Raw genomic sequence first — 16,362 nt, 5'->3', positions numbered from 1 at the left:
AGCGGAAACGGTGCGCACTTCGCAACGGCCGGGATCATGCCGGTATCGGAGTTCTCGTTGTGCGCTTGGACGTACGGGAGGCGATGTGCTTGGCCACATAACCGGCATCCCGTCCCACGCCCCCGATGAGCATGGACACGAACGCGTACTGGAAAGCAAGACCGACGAAGTACAAGCCGGGATATGTCTCCGCGACACCTCGTCGTTCGTGGGGCCATCCGCTCTCGTCGACCACCGGCAGGTCGATCCAGGAGAAGTCCTGCCGGAAACCGGTGCACCACACGATGTTCGTCACGTCGAGTACGCGACCGTCGGCCAGAACGGGGCGCCCATCACGTGTACCGATCGTGCGTTCACCGGCCAGCTCGACCCCCACGCGCTCGAGGTCGCTGCGCTTCACCCGGATCAGCGGGCCGCCGTGTGCCCTGACCTGCGGGCGCATCTTGCGCCCGATCGGTGTTCTGATCGTGAACACATGCGTGGCCAGGAAGAACAGCACCGGGAAGAGAACGTGTGCCGAGCGGCCTTCGATATCGAACGGGATCTCACCGTGAATCCGACCGCTGAGCACCGTTGGATGTCCGGCCGATCCCGCCTCGAACGCGACATCACCTCCGGAGTGCCCTGCACCCACGACCAAGACCGGGCCCGGCCGGAGTTGCCCGGGGTTCTTGTAGGCGCTGGAGTGCAGCTGCACGATGTCCGGGTCGAGGTCGCCGGCGAAATCCGGAACACAGGGCGTTCTGCCGAAAGTGCCGGAAGCGACCACGACGTTGTCGCACCTCAGCGAGCCGTTGTCCGTTGTGACGACATATCCGCCACGTTCGGCGGCGACCCTGGTCACCCGCACCCCGGTTCGTACCGGTAGGTCGAAGGCCGTCGCGTAGTCCTCGAGAAAATCGGCCATCTCGTCCTTGGTGGGGAAGGCCATTCGCTCGGCCGGAAATCGCAATCCGGGAAGTGGTGAGGTAAACGCCGGACTGTAGAGACGCAGCGAATCCCAGTGGCACCGCCAGTTGTCGCCGATCCTCGCGTTCGATTCGAGGATCACGAACGATCTGTTCTGCTTGGCCAGGTGATAACCGGTGGCGAGGCCGGCCTGGCCCGCGCCGACGACAACGGTTTCAACCTGCTCGGTTCCGTTTGTCCCGTTCATCGTCGCCTCCTTGGCTTGAACCACACGTGTGAAGGTCGTTTCGATTCCATCGGGTGTGCCCCTCGGAGCGCTCGCCTTCTGTCGCATGGCAACCGCATGGTGATGTGAGTTCCCTCGACCGCGTGCACCGGAGGCCGTAGCGGGTCGATGAAAGGATCTTCCCGCTGTGGTCTGCGGTGCCCTCCGGTTCTGGTGTGCTCGACACTATGCGCGAGCCGGACCGCCCGGCATCGCACGGCCGTACCAACTGACGGTGGGCGGATGGCACGTTCGTACCACGCCCGAGCTCAGACCAGGTTGTGTTGCACCGCGTACCGGGTCGCCGCCGCGCGGGAGGACACCCCCAACTTGGCGAAGACGTTCTGCAGGTGGCGCCGTACGGTGTGTTCGCTGAGGACCAATTGCGTGGCGATATCCCGGTTGGACTTGCCCGCCGAGACGAGAGCGATCACTTGCAGCTCCCGCTCGGTGAGTTCTCCGGCCGAGGCGGCACCGGGGGCTCGGGACGGTTGTCGAAGATCCGGTGTGGCACCGAGCGCCCGGAACACGGATTCGGCCGCGTCCAGCTCCAGACGCGCCGTATCCTCGTCGCCCAACAGAAGTCGCGCGGATCCGAGCAGCACACGCGAGCGCGCTGCCTCGTACGGCACGTCCAGCTCCGACCACAGCGTGCAGGCTTCGCGCAGTGCGGCCACCGCGGCTCGTGGTTCGTGCGTGGCCAGCAGTACGGACCCGCGCGCGTGCATCGCGGTGGCGCGCAACGGTCGAGCGCCCACGGTGGTGGTGGTTCGGATCAGCTCGTCGGCGGCTTTCCGCGCGGCGGCGGTGTCCCGGTTGGCCAGCATGATCTCGACCTGTGCGGAAAGCAGCCCGGCGCGGTTGGCCTCGTTGGTCTCCTCGTCGACGGCTTGTCGGATCGCCGTCGCTGCGGTCGTCGTGTGGCCCTGGGCCAGCCGCAGGAGTGCGAAGCCCGGCTGTGTGGAATGCCCCCGCAGGTCCGTCTGGCCGTAGAGCTCTTCGGCTTCGTCGAACTCGCCGCGCAGCCGATGCAATTCGGCCTGCTGGTAAAGAGCCATTCCCAGCGGGGCTTGGCCGGGTGGGTCGCTCAGGCGCTGTCGGGCCAGCCGGATCTCGCGCATCGCGTCCGACCACGCGCCACGTGCCTGCAGCACCTGCGAACGGTGCACCAGGCATTGCCCCCGGAAAGGCACCAGATCCTGCTGCGCGGCGCACCAGCCGGACAGTGCTGCCGTCCACTCGCCGGCACGGTGGAGATCGAAAATCTCCTGGCAAGCTTCGATCACGCTGCAGTAGATCATTCCGGTGGGCAGTGGTGCCAGTTCTCCGGTCGTTACCGAGACCATGACCTCGTCGAGGAGGGCCAGGCCCGCATCGACCTCGCCCATGCGAAGCAGGGCGCGTCCCTGACCGTGCCGAGCGAACGCGATCAGGCCCGCATCACCGACTCGTCGCCCGATGTCCAGGGCTTGCTCGAACGTGTCGTACCCCGAGACGTACTCGCCCGTTTCGACGCTGCGCCTGCCCTCGGCGGTCAGCAACCACCCCCGGGCAGCGCACTCGAGGTGTTGTTCGCTGATCAGTCGTTGGGCGCGTGCCATCCAGCCCCCACCGCGTGCCCGTTGATCCCGCAGGAACAGGCCCATGGCCAACCAAAACGCGCACAGCGCGGCTTGGGCGGAGTTGCCACGACGCAGGTATTGGCGATGTGCGCGTTCGAGGGCGTCGAAGCTCTCCGCGTCACGTCCGGTGAGGTAGGCCGCGGTGAACAGGCCGACGAGGTCCTCCGGGGTGAGGACCGCGTTCAGGGACGGCTCGGACAATCGGGCATACGCGTGCCCCCACGCCTGCCGTCGCAGGGCTTGCCTGGCTGTTTCCAGCTCCGCGACCGAGTCCATAACCCCTCCGGGTTCATTATGTGCCCGGCGGAGGACGTCGCCCACCCGAACTCGGCCATGGGTGCTGGGAGCCTCTGACGCTGGTGAGAGCGCCCCCAGCAGCCATCGTCGTGAAGGAAGGTATGCCCCCGGCGTCGATCGACCGGGTTGTTCAGGCCCGTTCTGACTCGGTGCCGTGGGCGAGTCGCGCCTTGGCCGTCTCCCGACCTCGTCCGACCGGGACATGACGGGTGGCCGCCGCCAGCCCGAAGGCCGGCATGTTGTCGTAGACGGACTCGGCGCTGCCCGGCCCGATGCGGTAGGTCTCGTGCCAGATTCCCACGGTGCCGTCGCCGCCGATGCGGCGGTTGAAATCCCGCCACGCCGCGGCGTGCGGTGCGGAGGAGTCGGTGGCGAAAGTGTGCAGCTCGTCGAGGCTGCGCCAGTACTGCACCAGCAAGATCGTGCGGCCGAACCACATCTTCCAGCCGAGCAGCCCGGCGTCGCGGGATTCGAGGTGGCGCAGCATGCGCGGCATGGCGGTGACCACCCGCCACCACTTGTCCGCCCGCCACCAGTGGTTGAAACGCATGCCGATCAGAAACACCACCGCTCCCTGCTCGTCGAGCTCAGCGGTGTAGCGCCCTCGAAACACTCGCTCCGGCATGGCCCCTCCTCGGGTCATGAGTTTTGTAACACTGTTGCAGAATAGCGCACGATCTATCCTGGGTCCATGCCTCGGCCACGGATCCACGACGAAGCCCTGCGTGAACGCCTGCTCGTACTGGCCGGTCAGGAGCTCTCGGATCGCGGTCCCGACGGGTTGAGTCTGCGGACGCTGGCCCGGGCGGCCGATACCTCGACCCGGGCGATCTACTCCCTGTTCGGCGGCAAGACGGGTCTGCTGCACGCCGTCTTCGACGAGGCGTTCGCCCGGTTCGGCGCCCACCTCGATGCGGTCGGGAAAACCGATGATCCCCGCGAAGACCTCATTCGGCTCGGACGCGCCTACCGTGCCAGTGCCCTCGCCGACCCGTATTTCTACGCGATCATGTTCGGCTCGGCCGCCTCCGATCTCCAGCCGCCCCCGGAGTCACAGCAGCACGCCGCACGCACCTTCGAGCCGCTGCAGCAGATCGTGGAGCGGGCGATCCGGCAGGGCGTGCTCCGCCCGGAAGATCCCCTTCGGGTGGCCACCGCGCTCTGGGCGGTCGTGCATGGTCTGGTCTCGCTCGAACTCGGTGGCCATCTCTCGCAGCAGCTCGGTGACCCGGCCGAGTTTTTCGACACCTCGATGCGCGCGGCGCTCACCGGCTGGCTGTCGTCCTGAAGAAGCACGATCGATCCAAGAGACAGGTCCATCATCTCGACGTGGGAGCGGCACTGCTGCCGCGAGGCGCAGGGGCGTGGCCGGTTTTCGTTCCGGCAGCATTGACGCATGCGAGTGCTGACCGATGAGGACGTCATTGCCCTGAGCCCGGAGACCGCCGTCGACGCGGCGAGGGAGGCCCTGGAGGAGTTCGCGCGTGGCCGGCTTGCCGCTCCGCCACGGGTGCGGGCGGAGCTCGGCGACGTGGATTACGTGTACACCACCGGCGGTGTGTCCGGCGACGTCAGCGGGTTCCGCGCCTACCGCGCTGGGGCGTCCGAGGGCGATCAGTTGGTGGCGGTGTGGAACGCGTCCGGCCGCCTGGTCGGCACCGTGGTGGGGGAGGAGCTCGGCCCGCGCAGAACCGGTGCGCTCGGCGGCGTTGCCGTCGATGTCCTCGCCGCCGAACGGGCACGGACCGTGGCCGTGATCGGGACGGGCACGCAGGCCTGGACCTAGATGTGGGCGATCAGCGCGGTGCGTTCGCCCGAGGTGGTGCGGGTGTACAGCCGGGACGAGCGGAACCGGAAGGCCTTCGCGGTCAAGGTGCACGACCGGCTCGGGATACGTGCCGAGCCGGTGGCCACCGCTGCCTCGGCGGTGCGGGGTGCCGACATCGTCGTCATGGCTACTCGTTCGACCGCTCCGGTCATCGACCCCGCCGACGTGGCGCCCGGGGCGCACGTCACGACCGTCGGCCCGAAGGGGAGCACGACCCACGAGCTTCCGCCGACTCTGTTGGAGGCGGCGGGGGTGGTCGCGTGCGACTCCCCGCCGCAGGCGGCGGCCATGCCCGATTTCGTCACCGATCCGGCGGGTGTGGTCTCGCTCGGCGACATCGTGATCGGAGCGCACCCCGGACGCGAGGATGCGAAGCAGATCACGGTGTACTGCTCGGTCGGCCTCGCCGGATCGGAGGTGCTGCTCGCGGGGCGCCTGCTCGGCGAGGGCGCTGGAGGCGGAGCCTGACCGGCCGGGATGCCTGTCCGGCGAGCGACCCGGCGGCAGGCCGAGCGGGCCGGGGTCTTTCGGGAGCGCTCGGGGGTGTGGCCGGGTGGTTGCGGGAGACGATCGCGCGTGAGTGGCGCGGCGTGCGGGTGGTTGTCTCACGGGGTCGTCCGGAGAGGCCGTTTTCCGGGGTGCTTCGGAGACGCTGCATCGCTGGACCGCCGCGCACAGCGGCCAGTTCATGCTCTTCGAGTTTCCGAAGGCACCATCGATCGTGCACCTGGAGCACCTGTCCTCGGCGGCGTTCCTCTCCGGTCAGGCAACGATCGAAGCCCACTGTCGCGCGCTCGATACCCTGCGCGCGGCAGCGATGAGCCCCGAGGAATCGGTGGAGTTCGTCGCAGCGCGTGCAGACAGCTTCGAGGAGAACGAATCGTGAGACAGCACCCCACGGGTTGGCGCAAAGCCAGCCGGTCGAGCAACAACACCGCCTGCGTCGAGGTCGGCCGGGTGGCCGGCGGCGCTGCCGTGCGCGACACCAAGGACCGCGCGGCCGGGTACTTCACCACCGACCGTCGGCAGTGGCAGGCGTTCGTGGCCGCCATCAAGGCCGACCGCTTCGCCTGATCCGCGAGCAAGTCGTGAGCGCACGGTCCGGTGCTTTCCAGTTCGTGCGCTCACGACCGCTCTGCGGCCGGGTATCCGGTCTGTTGAACACCGCCTCCCGAGCGCCAATGCCGGGAGGTTCACTCTTTCGGTAGCTGGTTTCGCAGAGTCGGTTCCTCCAACTACACGCGGAACCTGCAAGGATGGCTCCGTCGCACCGGATGCCGGTAGGAGGATCAAGTATGACGCGTACTTTCTACGTGGAGGTCACTTGCCGGGCATCGGGCTCTCATGCGGAAGAGCTCGAGGAGCATCTTGAGCAGGTGATGGATGCTCTGCAGGACGAACCCGGCGTGGCCGACGCCGACATCGGTGCGGACCTGGACGAGATGCTCGTCGATTTCTGCCTGCACGTGCGAGCGGACAGTGCGGCGGATGCGGTCGCGCAGGCGCACACGGTGGTGCGCTCCGCACTGCACGCCGCTGGAGCCGCGACCCCGGGCTGGGAGCACATGGATCGGGCTCTGGCCTCGGAGGAAGCGGTCTCGACAGTCCGCCCGGCCGGTTTGACCCCGGCGTAGCCGCCGCGCGGCGGGGTCGACACGCCCGATGCGGGCCAGTCGGCCCGGTCACCTGCGAATTTCTCGGGAAAACCCTCTACCCGTCCGTTTCCGTCCGGAGTAGCTTTCGAAACACGGTGCTCTTCGGCTCCGGGGGGGACCAATCATGCACAGCAGTGGATGGCGAGCACTCGTCCGGCGTGTCGTACTCCCGATCATCGCCGTCGTCCTGTTCGCTCTCGGCCTGGCAGCGTGCTCGGGGGCGGGAACCGAGCCGGCGCCCCCTCCCGGCCACGTGCCGAATTCCGGGGCGCCGCCACCGGAAACATCGCCCGAAGCCGGGGAAGCACCGCCGAACCGAGGGCAGGCGCCTTCCGATCCCGGGCAGGCGCGGACGGGATCCTCGCCGGAATCCGGGCCGCAGCCACCCAGCACGGAGACCGCACCTTCCGCATCCGACCGGCCGGCGCAGGTGACCAGCGTGGTCGACGGGGACACGGTCGAAGTGCTGCGTTCCGACGGAACCAGCCGCACCGTGCGCATCCTGGGCATCGACTCGCCGGAGACGAGCGAGTGCTGGGGCTCCGACTCCTCCGAGTTCGCCCGGCGCACCCTCACCGGGGCGTCCGTACGACTGGCGGCGGACCCGACACAGCAGGACACCGACACGTACGGACGTTCCCTGCGCTACGTCCTCGTCGACGGGAGCTCCTACAGCATCCTCGCCGCCGAAGCCGGGGCCGCCCGCTCGTACGTCCACGACGCTCCCGTCCAACAGCACTCCGCGATCGCCGCGGCCGAACGAAGCGCACAGGCCACGGGCACCGGGCTGTGGGGACCACCCTGCAACGGCTCCACGCAGACCCGGGAATCCGGTTCGACCCCGCTCTCTCCGGAACCACCCCCGGAACCGGCCGCGCCGGACGTGCCGGACGTGCCGAGCCCGGAACCGGTCGCGCCGCCACCGGGGACACCGGAGACACCGGAGCCGAGCGTGCCCACCGAGGACTGCGCCGAGGGGTACTCCCCCTGCCTTCCGCCACCACCGCCGGACCTGGACTGCGATCAGGTCGAGGGTCCGATCACCGTGACCGGCTCGGATCCGCACGGCCTCGACGGGGACGACGACGGGACGGCCTGCGAATGAAGTCCGAGGCCGCCCGCGTCACGGCAGCGCGGACCGGATGATCTCCAGCGCCTCGTCCACGTGTTCCCGGTGGGTGCGGTGCGACAGGATGCACAGGCGCAGGGTGAACGTGCCGTCCAGCCGGGTGCTGGACAGGAACGCCCGCTGCGAGGCGTTGATCCGCTCCAGAAACGCCCGGTTGGCCGCATCATCGCCCGCACGCAGGCGGAAGACGACCGTGGACAGCTCGGGAGGCTCCGGCACGTAGAGCGCCGGCTCGGCCGCCAGCACTTCGTGCGCGTGTGCGGCGAGGTCGAGCTTCTCGTCGAGAGCGGCGCGGAAAGTGTCCAGGCCGTGCAGATGCAGCGGTAGCCACAGGCGCAGCCCGCGGTGCTCCCGGGTGAGTTCGGTGCTCATCGCCGCGTAGTCGGGCAGCGTTCCCGTGGCGAGGTCCTGCATGTAATCGCCCGGATCGTCCTCGCCGTGCGCGGCATGCAGCGCAGCCTGGTCCCGGACGAGGAGCGCGCCGGTGCCGTAAGGCAGGAAGAGGCTCTTGTGCGGATCCAGGGAAACGGAATCGGCCCGCTCGATCCCCCGCAACCGGTGGTGGCCGCGCGTGGTCAACCGGAAAAACCCGCCGTAACAGCCGTCCACGTGGAACCACAGGCCGTGCATCGCCGCCAGATCGGCGAGCTCGCCGAGCGGATCGACAACCCCGGCATTGGTAGTGCCCGCCGTGCCGACCAGCAGGAATGGCCGTAGCCCCTGGGCGCGGTCCTCGACGATGGCCTCGGCCGCCGCCGCGGGGTCGATGCGCCGGCCGTCGACGGTGGGGATCGGCCGGATCGACCGGGCCGGAAACCCCGCGATGCGGGCGGCTTTGCGCACGCTGTGGTGCGCCTGGTCGGACAGGTAGATGCGGCCGTGGCCCAGCTCCTCGCCGAGATGCCGTTCCCGCGCCGCCAGCACCATCGACAACATGGCCTGGGAACCACCGGTGGTGAGCAACCCCCCGGCACCGGCGGGCAACCCGAACACCGAGGCGAGCCAGCGCACCAGCCCGTCCTCCAACGCCACCAGGCCGGGAGCGAGATCGGCCATGTCCGTGTAGCGGTTGACCGTGCGCGCGATCAGCTCACCCACCGCGGACGTGGGCACACCACCACCGGGGATGTAGCCGAAGAAGCGCGGTCCGGCGGTTTCGACACCGGTTCCGGCAGCTTCGAAGGCGAGATCGAGCAGCTCCTGCGCCGGCCGCGGCTGCTCACCCGGTGGCGTGCCGAAAAGCTCACGCAGATTCTCCGGATCAGCGGTCGTCATGGCGGGAGCGTTTTCCAGTTCCTTCAGGAAGGTGCGCACCCGCTCGCCGGCCTGCTGCAGCAACTGTTCGAACCGATCCCCGTCCCCGTGCACGTGCCCGAACTCCATCCCCGGACTGTAGACAACCGCAGCGGCTACCCGTCCGCCCGATCCGCGCTCACCGGAACCACCCGTGGAATCGAGCACGTCACCGATTGTGCGGATGCGCCGAGATCGGATCCGTGACACGAATTCCCGTGGTCCCCGTTCCGGGATTTCCCGCCGAAATGAGGTCACCGCAGCCATGGAAGCGTGGGCAGCACGGTGTGGGTGCAGCGCGACGAGGAGCTGAAAGACCGGTACGGCAGGTACCTGCTGTTCGTCTCAGGTGGCGATGAGCACCGCGCGGTCGCGGATCCTGTCCCAGGCATCCAGCGGGATGTCGGCGAGCACCAGGATCTCGTCGACGGTGGTGAACCGGCTGCCGTGGCTCGCGCGGGCGGTCACGATGGCGTCGGCGGCGGCCGGATCGAGCTCGCAGACGCGGGCGATGACGGCGGCCGGGGCGCTGTTGAGGTCGACCAGCCCTCCGTCGTCGTAGCTGCGTGCCAGGTCCGGGCGGCCGATGCGCAGCTCGCGGGCCATCAGCGGATCCTCGGCGGCGAGGGCGCGGGCCTGCTCACGGCGAGCGCGTGCGGCCAGGATCTCGGCGACCGCGGGATCGGCAGCCGGGTCGGGGCTCGTCCGTGTGATCGGCCGGCTGCGGCCTGCCGTGAACACGGTGCGGCGCAGCGACCACTGCTGGATCAGCGCCACGATCATCACCGGCAGCGCCAGTGCCCCGGTCAGCGTGCTCAGCACATCGCCCGCGGTACCGACGGGATCGCCCTGCGCGTCGGTCGGGGTAGCACTGAGGAGCACGACCATGAGCACGGCCAGACCTGCGTAGATCGCGGTGCGGCGCTTGAGCGCGGCAGTGCGCAGCCGGCGGGCGGCGTGCAGGAACGGCACCCACGCGCACAACCCGGCCGTGGCCAGGGTCAGCACGAGATACCACCCGCCATGACGGAACCAGCCCCACGGGCCGCGATGCGCCGGACCTCGCGGCACCGATTCCGGGGGCACCTTCACGGACTTCTGGTATCCGGAGCTCATTCGACTCGCCCTCCTGCGCCGAAACCGCCACATCGTGGTGACCGCGATCGCGGTGCTGACCCTGCGCCGCGTGCGGCGCCTTTTCGATCACCACAGCGGAGGACAGCGCGGTAACGCTAGCCGGAGTTCGCAGCGCGGGAACCGACACCGTGCCGAGCTGTTACGCAAGCGACTCCCGGCCGTGTCCTCCGTGGCGAACGCTGTCGCCGCCTCCGGGGAGCTGCTCGAAACCGATCCCGGTTGGACACCGCTGTTCCTCACGGCGGGCGGGCTGGTGACCGAGACCGGCGCGCCGATCGCCCACGGCCCGACCGTGGCCCGCGAGTACGGCATCCCCGCCGTCATCTGCGTCCGCGATGCCACGCACGCGATCGAGAACGGCCAGATGATCACGATCGACGGGGCAGCGGGCACCGTGACCATCGCTCGATGACGAGCCGTGACCCGGAAGCTCTGCACCGGCCGCTTTCGAGGAGTCGGGCCGTGTCTCGGGAGTGGTTCGGATCGCAGGAGAGGGCCTCGCCGGTGCGGCTGCCCGGCGTCATGCGGTCAGGGAGAACCCGTCGTAGTCCTTCGCCGCGATCTCGTCGCACATCTGCCGGTAGGTCCCGACCCCACCGATGTAGGCCATGAACACGCGGGGCTTGCCCGGAACGTTCGACCCCATGTACCAGGAGTCGGCCGTCGGGTAGAGCGTGGCGTTGCCGATCTCCTCGACGTGCTCGACCCAGGTTTGCTCGGCCTCGTCGGTCGGCTCGATCTCGACGATGCCGCGCTCGCGCAGGTGGGAGAGGCAGTCGGTGATCCAGTCGACGTGCTGCTCGATGGAAACCATCATGTTGCTGAGCACCGACGGGCTGCTCGGTCCGGTGATGGTGAACAGGTTCGGAAACCCCGCGATGGCGATACCCAGGTAGGAGCGCGGTCCCTCACTCCACTTCTCGGTGAGCGTGACACCGCCCTTGCCGCGGATGTCGATCGCGTTCAGGGCACCGGTCATGGCATCGAAGCCGGTGGCGAACACGAGGGAGTCGAACTCGTAGTCCCGTTCCGACGTGCGCACTCCGCGTTCGGTGATGTCCACCAGTGGTGTTTCGCGCAGGTCCACCAGACGCACGTGCTCCTTGTTGAAGGTCTCGTAGTAGCCGGTGTCCAGGCAGGGCCGTTTGGTGCCGAACGGGAAGCTGCGCGGCGACAGCGCCTCGGCGGTCTCGGGATCGGCCACCGTCTCGCGGATCTTGGAGCGGATGAACTCGGCGGCGGTGTCGTTGGCGGCTTTGTCGGTGAGCGTGTCGGTGTAGGAGCCCAGGATGGCGACGAGATTGCCCTTGTCCCACCCCGCTTGGTAGGCCGCATTGCGTTCTGCTTCGGAGACCTCGAGCGCCGACTGCGTCGTCTCCTGTGTGGGGACCCCGAAAGCCGACTCCCGCTGGGCCTTGCGCCAGGTGCGGTAATCGGCCTTCATGTCCGCGATCTCGGAATCCTCCAGCGGCCGGTTCCCGGCAGGCATGCTGAAATTCGGGGTCCGCTGGAAAACGGTCAGCTCGCGGGCTTGCTCGGCGAGGATCGGGATCGACTGGATACCGGACGATCCGGTGCCGATCACACCCAACCGTTTGCCGGTGAAGTCCACGCCCTCGTGGGGCCACTGTCCGGTGTGGTGGATCGTGCCGCGGAAGTTCTCGATGCCCGGCACTTCGGGTGCCTTGGACATCGACAGGCAGCCGGTCGCCATGATGACGAATCGGGCGGTCACCGACTCGCCCGTGTCGGTGACCACCTGCCACTGCTTCGCCGTCTCGTCGTAGACCATGCTGGTCACCCGGGTGTTGAACGTGATGTCGGGGCGCAGATCGAAACGGTCGGCGACGTGGTTGATGTAGGACAGGATCTCGGGCTGGGTGGGGTACTTCTCGGTCCACGTCCATTCCTGCTCCAGCTCCGGGGAGAACGAGTAGGAATAGGAAAGGCTCTCCACGTCACACCGGGCACCGGGATAGCGATTCCAGTACCAGGTGCCACCGACGTCGGCACCGGCCTCGAACACCCGCGCGCTCAGGCCCAGGCCGCGCAGTGTGTACAGCTGGTAAAGACCGGCCAGTCCGGCCCCGACGATGGCGGCATCGAGCCGGTTCGAGTGCGATTTGGACATCGATACTTCCTTCTGCCGCGATGGGAACGCTCGCTTGCTTCTGCGACCGTTTCCGAAAGAGGGGGACTCTCGGGCGGCATGCACCGCACCCGGTACGCGCCGGCTACCGCCGGTCGCATGCCGAGGGGGTGCTTTCCGCGAGGATCGGATCGGCTGGTGGGAGCCGTGCCGGGCAGGTGAATCAGGCGAGGCTGGGCTGGGAGGTCAGGTGCTGCCCGATCTCCTCGGTGACGTACTCGATGCCGGCAGCACTTCCCGGCAGCACATTGACCATGGTGAAAAATCCGTGCATCTGTCCGTCGAACCTGCGGTGCCGCACCGGGACACCGGCCTCGCGCAGCCGTTCGGCGTATGCTTCGCCCTCCTCGCGCAGGACATCGTGTTCCGCGGTGAGCACCACCGCGGGCGGCAGTCCGGAAAGGTCCGTGGCCAGGCCGGGGCACGCGTCGACGTTTCGGCGACTCGCGGCCTCGGGGGCGTAGTGGTCCCAGAACCAGATCATGCTGTCCCGGGTGAGCATCAGCTGGTTCTCCGGATCGACATAGGACGCGTTGTCGACGTCGCAGTCGGTGACCGGATACACCAGCACCTGCAGGGCGATGTCCAGGCCGCCGTTGTCGCGGGCGCGTTGCGCCATGATCGCCGACAGGTTTCCCCCTGCACTGTCGCCCGCGACGATGAGTGGAACCCGGCCACCGGCGATGTCGGCCATGTGTTCGTCCACCCAGCACAGTGCCGCCCAGGAATCCTCGACGGCCGTCGGGTAGCGGTGCTCCGGCGCCAGCCGGTAATCCACCAGCACCACGGCGCACCCGGTCCGCTGCGCGAGCGTGCGCCCGAGGGTGTCGCACCCGTCGATATCGCCGATCACCCAGCCACCGCCGTGGTAGTAGACGATGACCGCGCGCGGGGAGTCGTTCGGCACCAGGACCCGGACCGGGAAGGAGCCGTCCTCGGTCGTGATGTCGGCATCCTCCGACCGTGCCACCTCCGGTCCGGGACCGGACATCTCGCCCAGGCTCGCCATCAAGCCGCGCGCTTCGGCCGGGGTCATCTCGTGCAGCGGCTTGCCGTCGTTCTCCGCCATCCGGGTCAGGAATGCGGTGGTTGCCTCGTCGAGCGCCATGGGAACTCCTCTTCGGAGAGAGTCGAACACCGGTCCGCGATCACACTGCGTGGTGATTTGGATCACACTACAGGATGTCTCCTGCCTCCGGGCAATACGGCTTTCGGTCGACGGGCGATCCGGAGGCGCGTCGTGAAGATTCTTCCCGGGCTCGCAAAGCCCCGGCACTGTCCGCACCCTGCGCAAGGCCGAGCCGGATGCTGTTCCGGCCGGGAGACAGTACTGTTGCCGAATACACCAACGAGGGGGTTCGGGAGATCGGACCGGGCCGAGCCGGTGTGCGTCCGCCGGGCGGCACAGGTCAGGAGGGAGACGTGCAGCAACCATGACCGCCGACGAGACGGCTCTGGTGGCGTTCGCCAACCTCGCCCGCGACCTGTCCGCGCAAACCTCGGAGCAGGACGTGCTGGACCGCGTCGTGGAGCTGGCCGTGCAGTTCATCGACGGCTGCGACGATGCGGGCATTCTGCTGCTGCACCGCAGGCGGGATGTCGAGACCGCGGCAACCTCCAGCGAGCTCGTCCGCGAGTCCGACCAGGCGCAGGCCGAGTTGCGGGAGGGCCCGTGCTTCGATGCCGCCCTGGACGACGTCCCCTGGAACAACCGGGTCTACCGCAGCAAGGACACCGCCACCGAGACCCGCTGGCCGTCCTACATGCCGCGGGCCCGCGACCTCGGCATCGGCAGCATGCTGGGGTTTCAGCTCTACCGGGACGAGGGGAGTTTCGGGGCACTGGACCTGTACTCCCACCGGCGCAACGCCTTCGACGACCGCGCCGAGGATCTGGGCTGGGTGCTCGCCTCGCACGCGGCGGTGGCACTCAACAGCGCGCGCACCGACGAACAACTGCGCACCGCTCTGACCACTCGCGAGGAGATCGGCAAGGCCCTGGGCATCCTCATGGAGCGCCACCAGCTCTCCGACGACGCGGCGTTCACCGTGCTCAAACGGATCTCGCAGGACAACAATCTCAAGCTGCGCGCCGTCGCCGAGACCTTGCTGCGCACCGGCGAGCTCCCCGGAGAGGGCCCGCGGGAACGCGGCTGAACCGGCGGCCTCGTCGGTCGGTGAGGCAACCGGCGAGGCCGGGATTCGGATCGGTGCCCGGGCGTTCACCCGGCTCGCACCGGGGGCGCTCGCATCACCGTGTTCCCGGCACCGGGTGCGGTCGGCGATGACGGCGCCCCATGTCGCCCCGGACTTCCCGTCCGGGCGGGGTCCCTTCTTGCGGGACCGGCCCGTCGGTCACGCCGGTTCCGAGAGCACCACCACGGAGTTGTGCCCGCCCATCCCCAGCGATGACTTCACCGTGATCCCACCGGTCACGGATGTGGGGCCGTCGAGCAGCCGGGAATTGCCCGGAGCCACTGTCGGCGGTGCCGGGATGATCCCGCGGTCGTACCCGAGCGCGGCCACGGCGACTTCCACGGCCGAAGCCGCACCCTGGCAGTGCCCGACGAGGGGCTTGACCGAGTAGATCCCCGTCTGCGGGGAGAACAGCTCGTCGCAGACCGTGGCCTCGGCGCGGTCGCACTGCTTGGTGCCCGGGCCGTGCGCGTTGAGGTACCGGACGTCCGAACCCTGCACTCCGGCGTTGTCCAGCGCTTCTCGGAAGCAGCTGGTCACCTCGGTCAGGCTCGGATCGATGGAGGTGACGTGGTGGGCATCGTGCGACATCGCGCCACCGAGCACGTGCGCGTACGGGTTCGGTGAGCGCCGGGACAGCACCATCCCGATCGACGCCTCGCCCATGCCGAACCCTCGACTGCCTTCCTGGAACGGCCTGCAGGCATCCAGCGGTTCGGTGTCGGTGACCGCGACGCCGAGCTTCTCGAAGTGCAGGACGTTCTCCGGATTGGCGGACAGGTCGGTGGCCACGAAGACGACGTCGTCCACGATCCCGCCGTCGAGCCAGGCCTTCGCGGTGAGCAGTCCCGCGTTGCCGGAGGCGCACATCGACGACACGTTCATCGCCGGGCCGTGGAAACCGAATTCCTGCATGAGCGTCGACATCGGTGTGGACGGCATGAGGGAGAGGTAGTCCCGGACCGGCAACCGTCCGTCCTGGTCCTGGTAGAAGTCCTTCCACAGGTCCACCTCGCCGAGTACGACCGCGTGCAGCAGCCCGACCCGGCGACCGGGCTGCCAGCCGCGGTGGCCTGCGTCGGTGATCGCCTCTCGCGCGGCCGCCCGCATCGCTCTCGAGAAGCGGCTCGGACCGTCCTTCTCGTCGCCGCCGTCCGGTACGGTCGCCACCCACGCCGGCCGGTCCCGGTCGGGCCCGTGTCCCTCGACCAGCGAGGCGGCCAGCTTGCTCGTGGACAGACCGTCCCAGAGCGCTGCGGTGCCCCAGCCGTAGCCGGTGACCGCTCCTATACCGGAGATTCCGAAGTGCTGCGAGACCATCGCGTCCCCTCTCTTTCCTTCGCGCCCTCCGCCCCCTGCGCAGGCCGGACGGAGTCGTGTCGGGGCCGGCCACACGCGGTGCCCGGCAGCGGACCGGCTGACCGAGGGAATGCCGAAACGTCCCTGCGCCGACCGCCGGAGAAGCAAGGCGGAGGCTCATCGCACGAAGAGGTCGAATCGGCCCTCGATCGCCTCGGCGTTTCAGCCCCGCTTCCCCACGGAAATGATCGAGAGGAAGTTCTGGCTTTCCAGATCGAAATACGGAGAGTGAGAGCTGAGCGCCTATATTGCTTATCGCCACTCGCCAGAGTGAAGTTACCTATATCGATTCCGAAACCAAATGTGTTTGCACTCTCAAGGAGTAGCGGGGGAGCAGGCGATTCTGCGCAACGATCACACGCTTCGGGCCGCGACTGCGCACATACCGTCAAGGACTGCCATAGTGTGTCTTCGCAGGTCGGTGACCGGGTATCCGTCGGATATGCGGATACGGAAGGGTTCACATCCGGTGAGTGGCCCTGCGGGTGGGCGATCTCCGCTCTCGGGGAGGTTGCCGCCTGCTC

General features: G+C 68.4%; 14 protein-coding genes and 2 pseudogenes. 8 read left to right on the top strand and 8 right to left on the bottom strand.

Features of this window, described 5'->3' with window-relative positions:
* Nucleotides 1-34: 34 nt before the first annotated feature.
* The 3 genes from DFQ14_RS15230 to DFQ14_RS15220 form a co-directional block, all read right to left on the bottom strand.
* Complete coding sequence (locus DFQ14_RS15230; protein ID WP_114453960.1) at nucleotides 35-1,156, bottom strand: flavin-containing monooxygenase; 1,122 nt, start codon at nucleotides 1,154-1,156, stop codon at nucleotides 35-37.
* A gap of 287 nt (nucleotides 1,157-1,443) precedes the next feature.
* Nucleotides 1,444-3,072 carry a LuxR family transcriptional regulator gene (locus DFQ14_RS15225; RefSeq protein ID WP_114453959.1) on the bottom strand — a complete coding sequence of 543 codons (1,629 nt, stop codon included), beginning with the start codon at nucleotides 3,070-3,072 and terminating at the stop codon, nucleotides 1,444-1,446.
* 151 nt (nucleotides 3,073-3,223) lie between these two features.
* A complete protein-coding gene (locus DFQ14_RS15220; protein WP_114453958.1) occupies nucleotides 3,224-3,718 on the bottom strand; it encodes a DUF4188 domain-containing protein in 495 nt (164 codons plus the stop codon).
* Nucleotides 3,719-3,784: 66 nt separating this feature from the next.
* Here DFQ14_RS15220 and DFQ14_RS15215 point away from each other — a divergent pair, with 66 nt between their 5' ends.
* The 6 genes and pseudogenes from DFQ14_RS15215 to DFQ14_RS15190 all read left to right on the top strand — a co-directional run bounded on the left by DFQ14_RS15215 (nucleotide 3,785) and on the right by DFQ14_RS15190 (nucleotide 7,681).
* Nucleotides 3,785-4,381, top strand: coding sequence for a TetR/AcrR family transcriptional regulator (locus DFQ14_RS15215; RefSeq protein ID WP_114453957.1), 597 nt, complete (start codon nucleotides 3,785-3,787; stop codon nucleotides 4,379-4,381).
* Nucleotides 4,382-4,489: 108 nt separating this feature from the next.
* A pseudogene (locus tag DFQ14_RS15210) lies at nucleotides 4,490-5,389 on the top strand (ornithine cyclodeaminase family protein).
* 112 nt (nucleotides 5,390-5,501) lie between these two features.
* The gene (locus DFQ14_RS15205) at nucleotides 5,502-5,807 is read left to right on the top strand and encodes a Scr1 family TA system antitoxin-like transcriptional regulator (RefSeq protein WP_114453956.1); all 306 of its coding nucleotides are present in this window, start codon (nucleotides 5,502-5,504) and stop codon (nucleotides 5,805-5,807) included.
* Nucleotides 5,804-5,995, top strand: a complete 192-nt coding sequence (locus tag DFQ14_RS15200; protein ID WP_114453955.1) for a DUF397 domain-containing protein — start codon at nucleotides 5,804-5,806, stop codon at nucleotides 5,993-5,995. Before DFQ14_RS15205 ends, DFQ14_RS15200 begins: the two co-directional genes overlap by 4 nt.
* Before the next feature lie 221 nt (nucleotides 5,996-6,216).
* Nucleotides 6,217-6,555, top strand: coding sequence for a hypothetical protein (locus DFQ14_RS15195; protein WP_114453954.1), 339 nt, complete (start codon nucleotides 6,217-6,219; stop codon nucleotides 6,553-6,555).
* 145 nt (nucleotides 6,556-6,700) lie between these two features.
* Entirely contained in the window at nucleotides 6,701-7,681 is a 981-nt protein-coding gene (locus DFQ14_RS15190; protein WP_114453953.1) for a thermonuclease family protein, read from the top strand.
* A gap of 18 nt (nucleotides 7,682-7,699) precedes the next feature.
* On the opposite strand, the gene DFQ14_RS15185 is transcribed toward DFQ14_RS15190, so the two are convergent.
* Both DFQ14_RS15185 and DFQ14_RS15180 read right to left on the bottom strand, forming a co-directional pair.
* On the bottom strand, nucleotides 7,700-9,166 hold the full coding sequence (locus tag DFQ14_RS15185) for a pyridoxal phosphate-dependent decarboxylase family protein (RefSeq protein ID WP_246195702.1): 1,467 nt from the start codon (nucleotides 9,164-9,166) through the stop codon (nucleotides 7,700-7,702).
* 177 nt (nucleotides 9,167-9,343) lie between these two features.
* Nucleotides 9,344-10,114: a helix-hairpin-helix domain-containing protein gene (locus tag DFQ14_RS15180; protein ID WP_114453952.1), complete on the bottom strand. Its 771-nt coding sequence runs from the start codon at nucleotides 10,112-10,114 to the stop codon at nucleotides 9,344-9,346.
* Nucleotides 10,115-10,340: 226 nt separating this feature from the next.
* Between DFQ14_RS15180 and DFQ14_RS15175 the strand changes: the two are divergent.
* Nucleotides 10,341-10,547 (top strand): annotated as a pseudogene (locus DFQ14_RS15175) (PEP-utilizing enzyme); the annotation flags it as partial.
* Between the two features lie 108 nt (nucleotides 10,548-10,655).
* Here DFQ14_RS15175 and DFQ14_RS15170 read toward each other — a convergent pair.
* Both DFQ14_RS15170 and DFQ14_RS15165 read right to left on the bottom strand, forming a co-directional pair.
* A complete protein-coding gene (locus DFQ14_RS15170) occupies nucleotides 10,656-12,266 on the bottom strand; it encodes a flavin-containing monooxygenase (protein WP_114453951.1) in 1,611 nt (536 codons plus the stop codon).
* Nucleotides 12,267-12,447: 181 nt separating this feature from the next.
* Nucleotides 12,448-13,392, bottom strand: a complete 945-nt coding sequence (locus tag DFQ14_RS15165) for an alpha/beta hydrolase (protein WP_114453950.1) — start codon at nucleotides 13,390-13,392, stop codon at nucleotides 12,448-12,450.
* A gap of 325 nt (nucleotides 13,393-13,717) precedes the next feature.
* On the opposite strand from DFQ14_RS15165, the gene DFQ14_RS15160 reads away from it, so the two are divergent.
* Entirely contained in the window at nucleotides 13,718-14,440 is a 723-nt protein-coding gene (locus DFQ14_RS15160) for a GAF and ANTAR domain-containing protein (protein WP_114453949.1), read from the top strand.
* 198 nt (nucleotides 14,441-14,638) lie between these two features.
* Here DFQ14_RS15160 and DFQ14_RS15155 read toward each other — a convergent pair whose 3' ends face one another.
* Nucleotides 14,639-15,799, bottom strand: coding sequence for a beta-ketoacyl synthase N-terminal-like domain-containing protein (locus DFQ14_RS15155; protein ID WP_114453948.1), 1,161 nt, complete (start codon nucleotides 15,797-15,799; stop codon nucleotides 14,639-14,641).
* Nucleotides 15,800-16,362: the final 563 nt, after the last annotated feature.

Origin of the sequence: Halopolyspora algeriensis (genome assembly GCF_003337235.1) — a bacterium.
GTDB classification, from domain to species: Bacteria; Actinomycetota; Actinomycetes; order Mycobacteriales; family Pseudonocardiaceae; genus Haloactinomyces; species Haloactinomyces algeriensis.
This window is presented reverse-complemented; position numbering and strand designations above follow the sequence as displayed.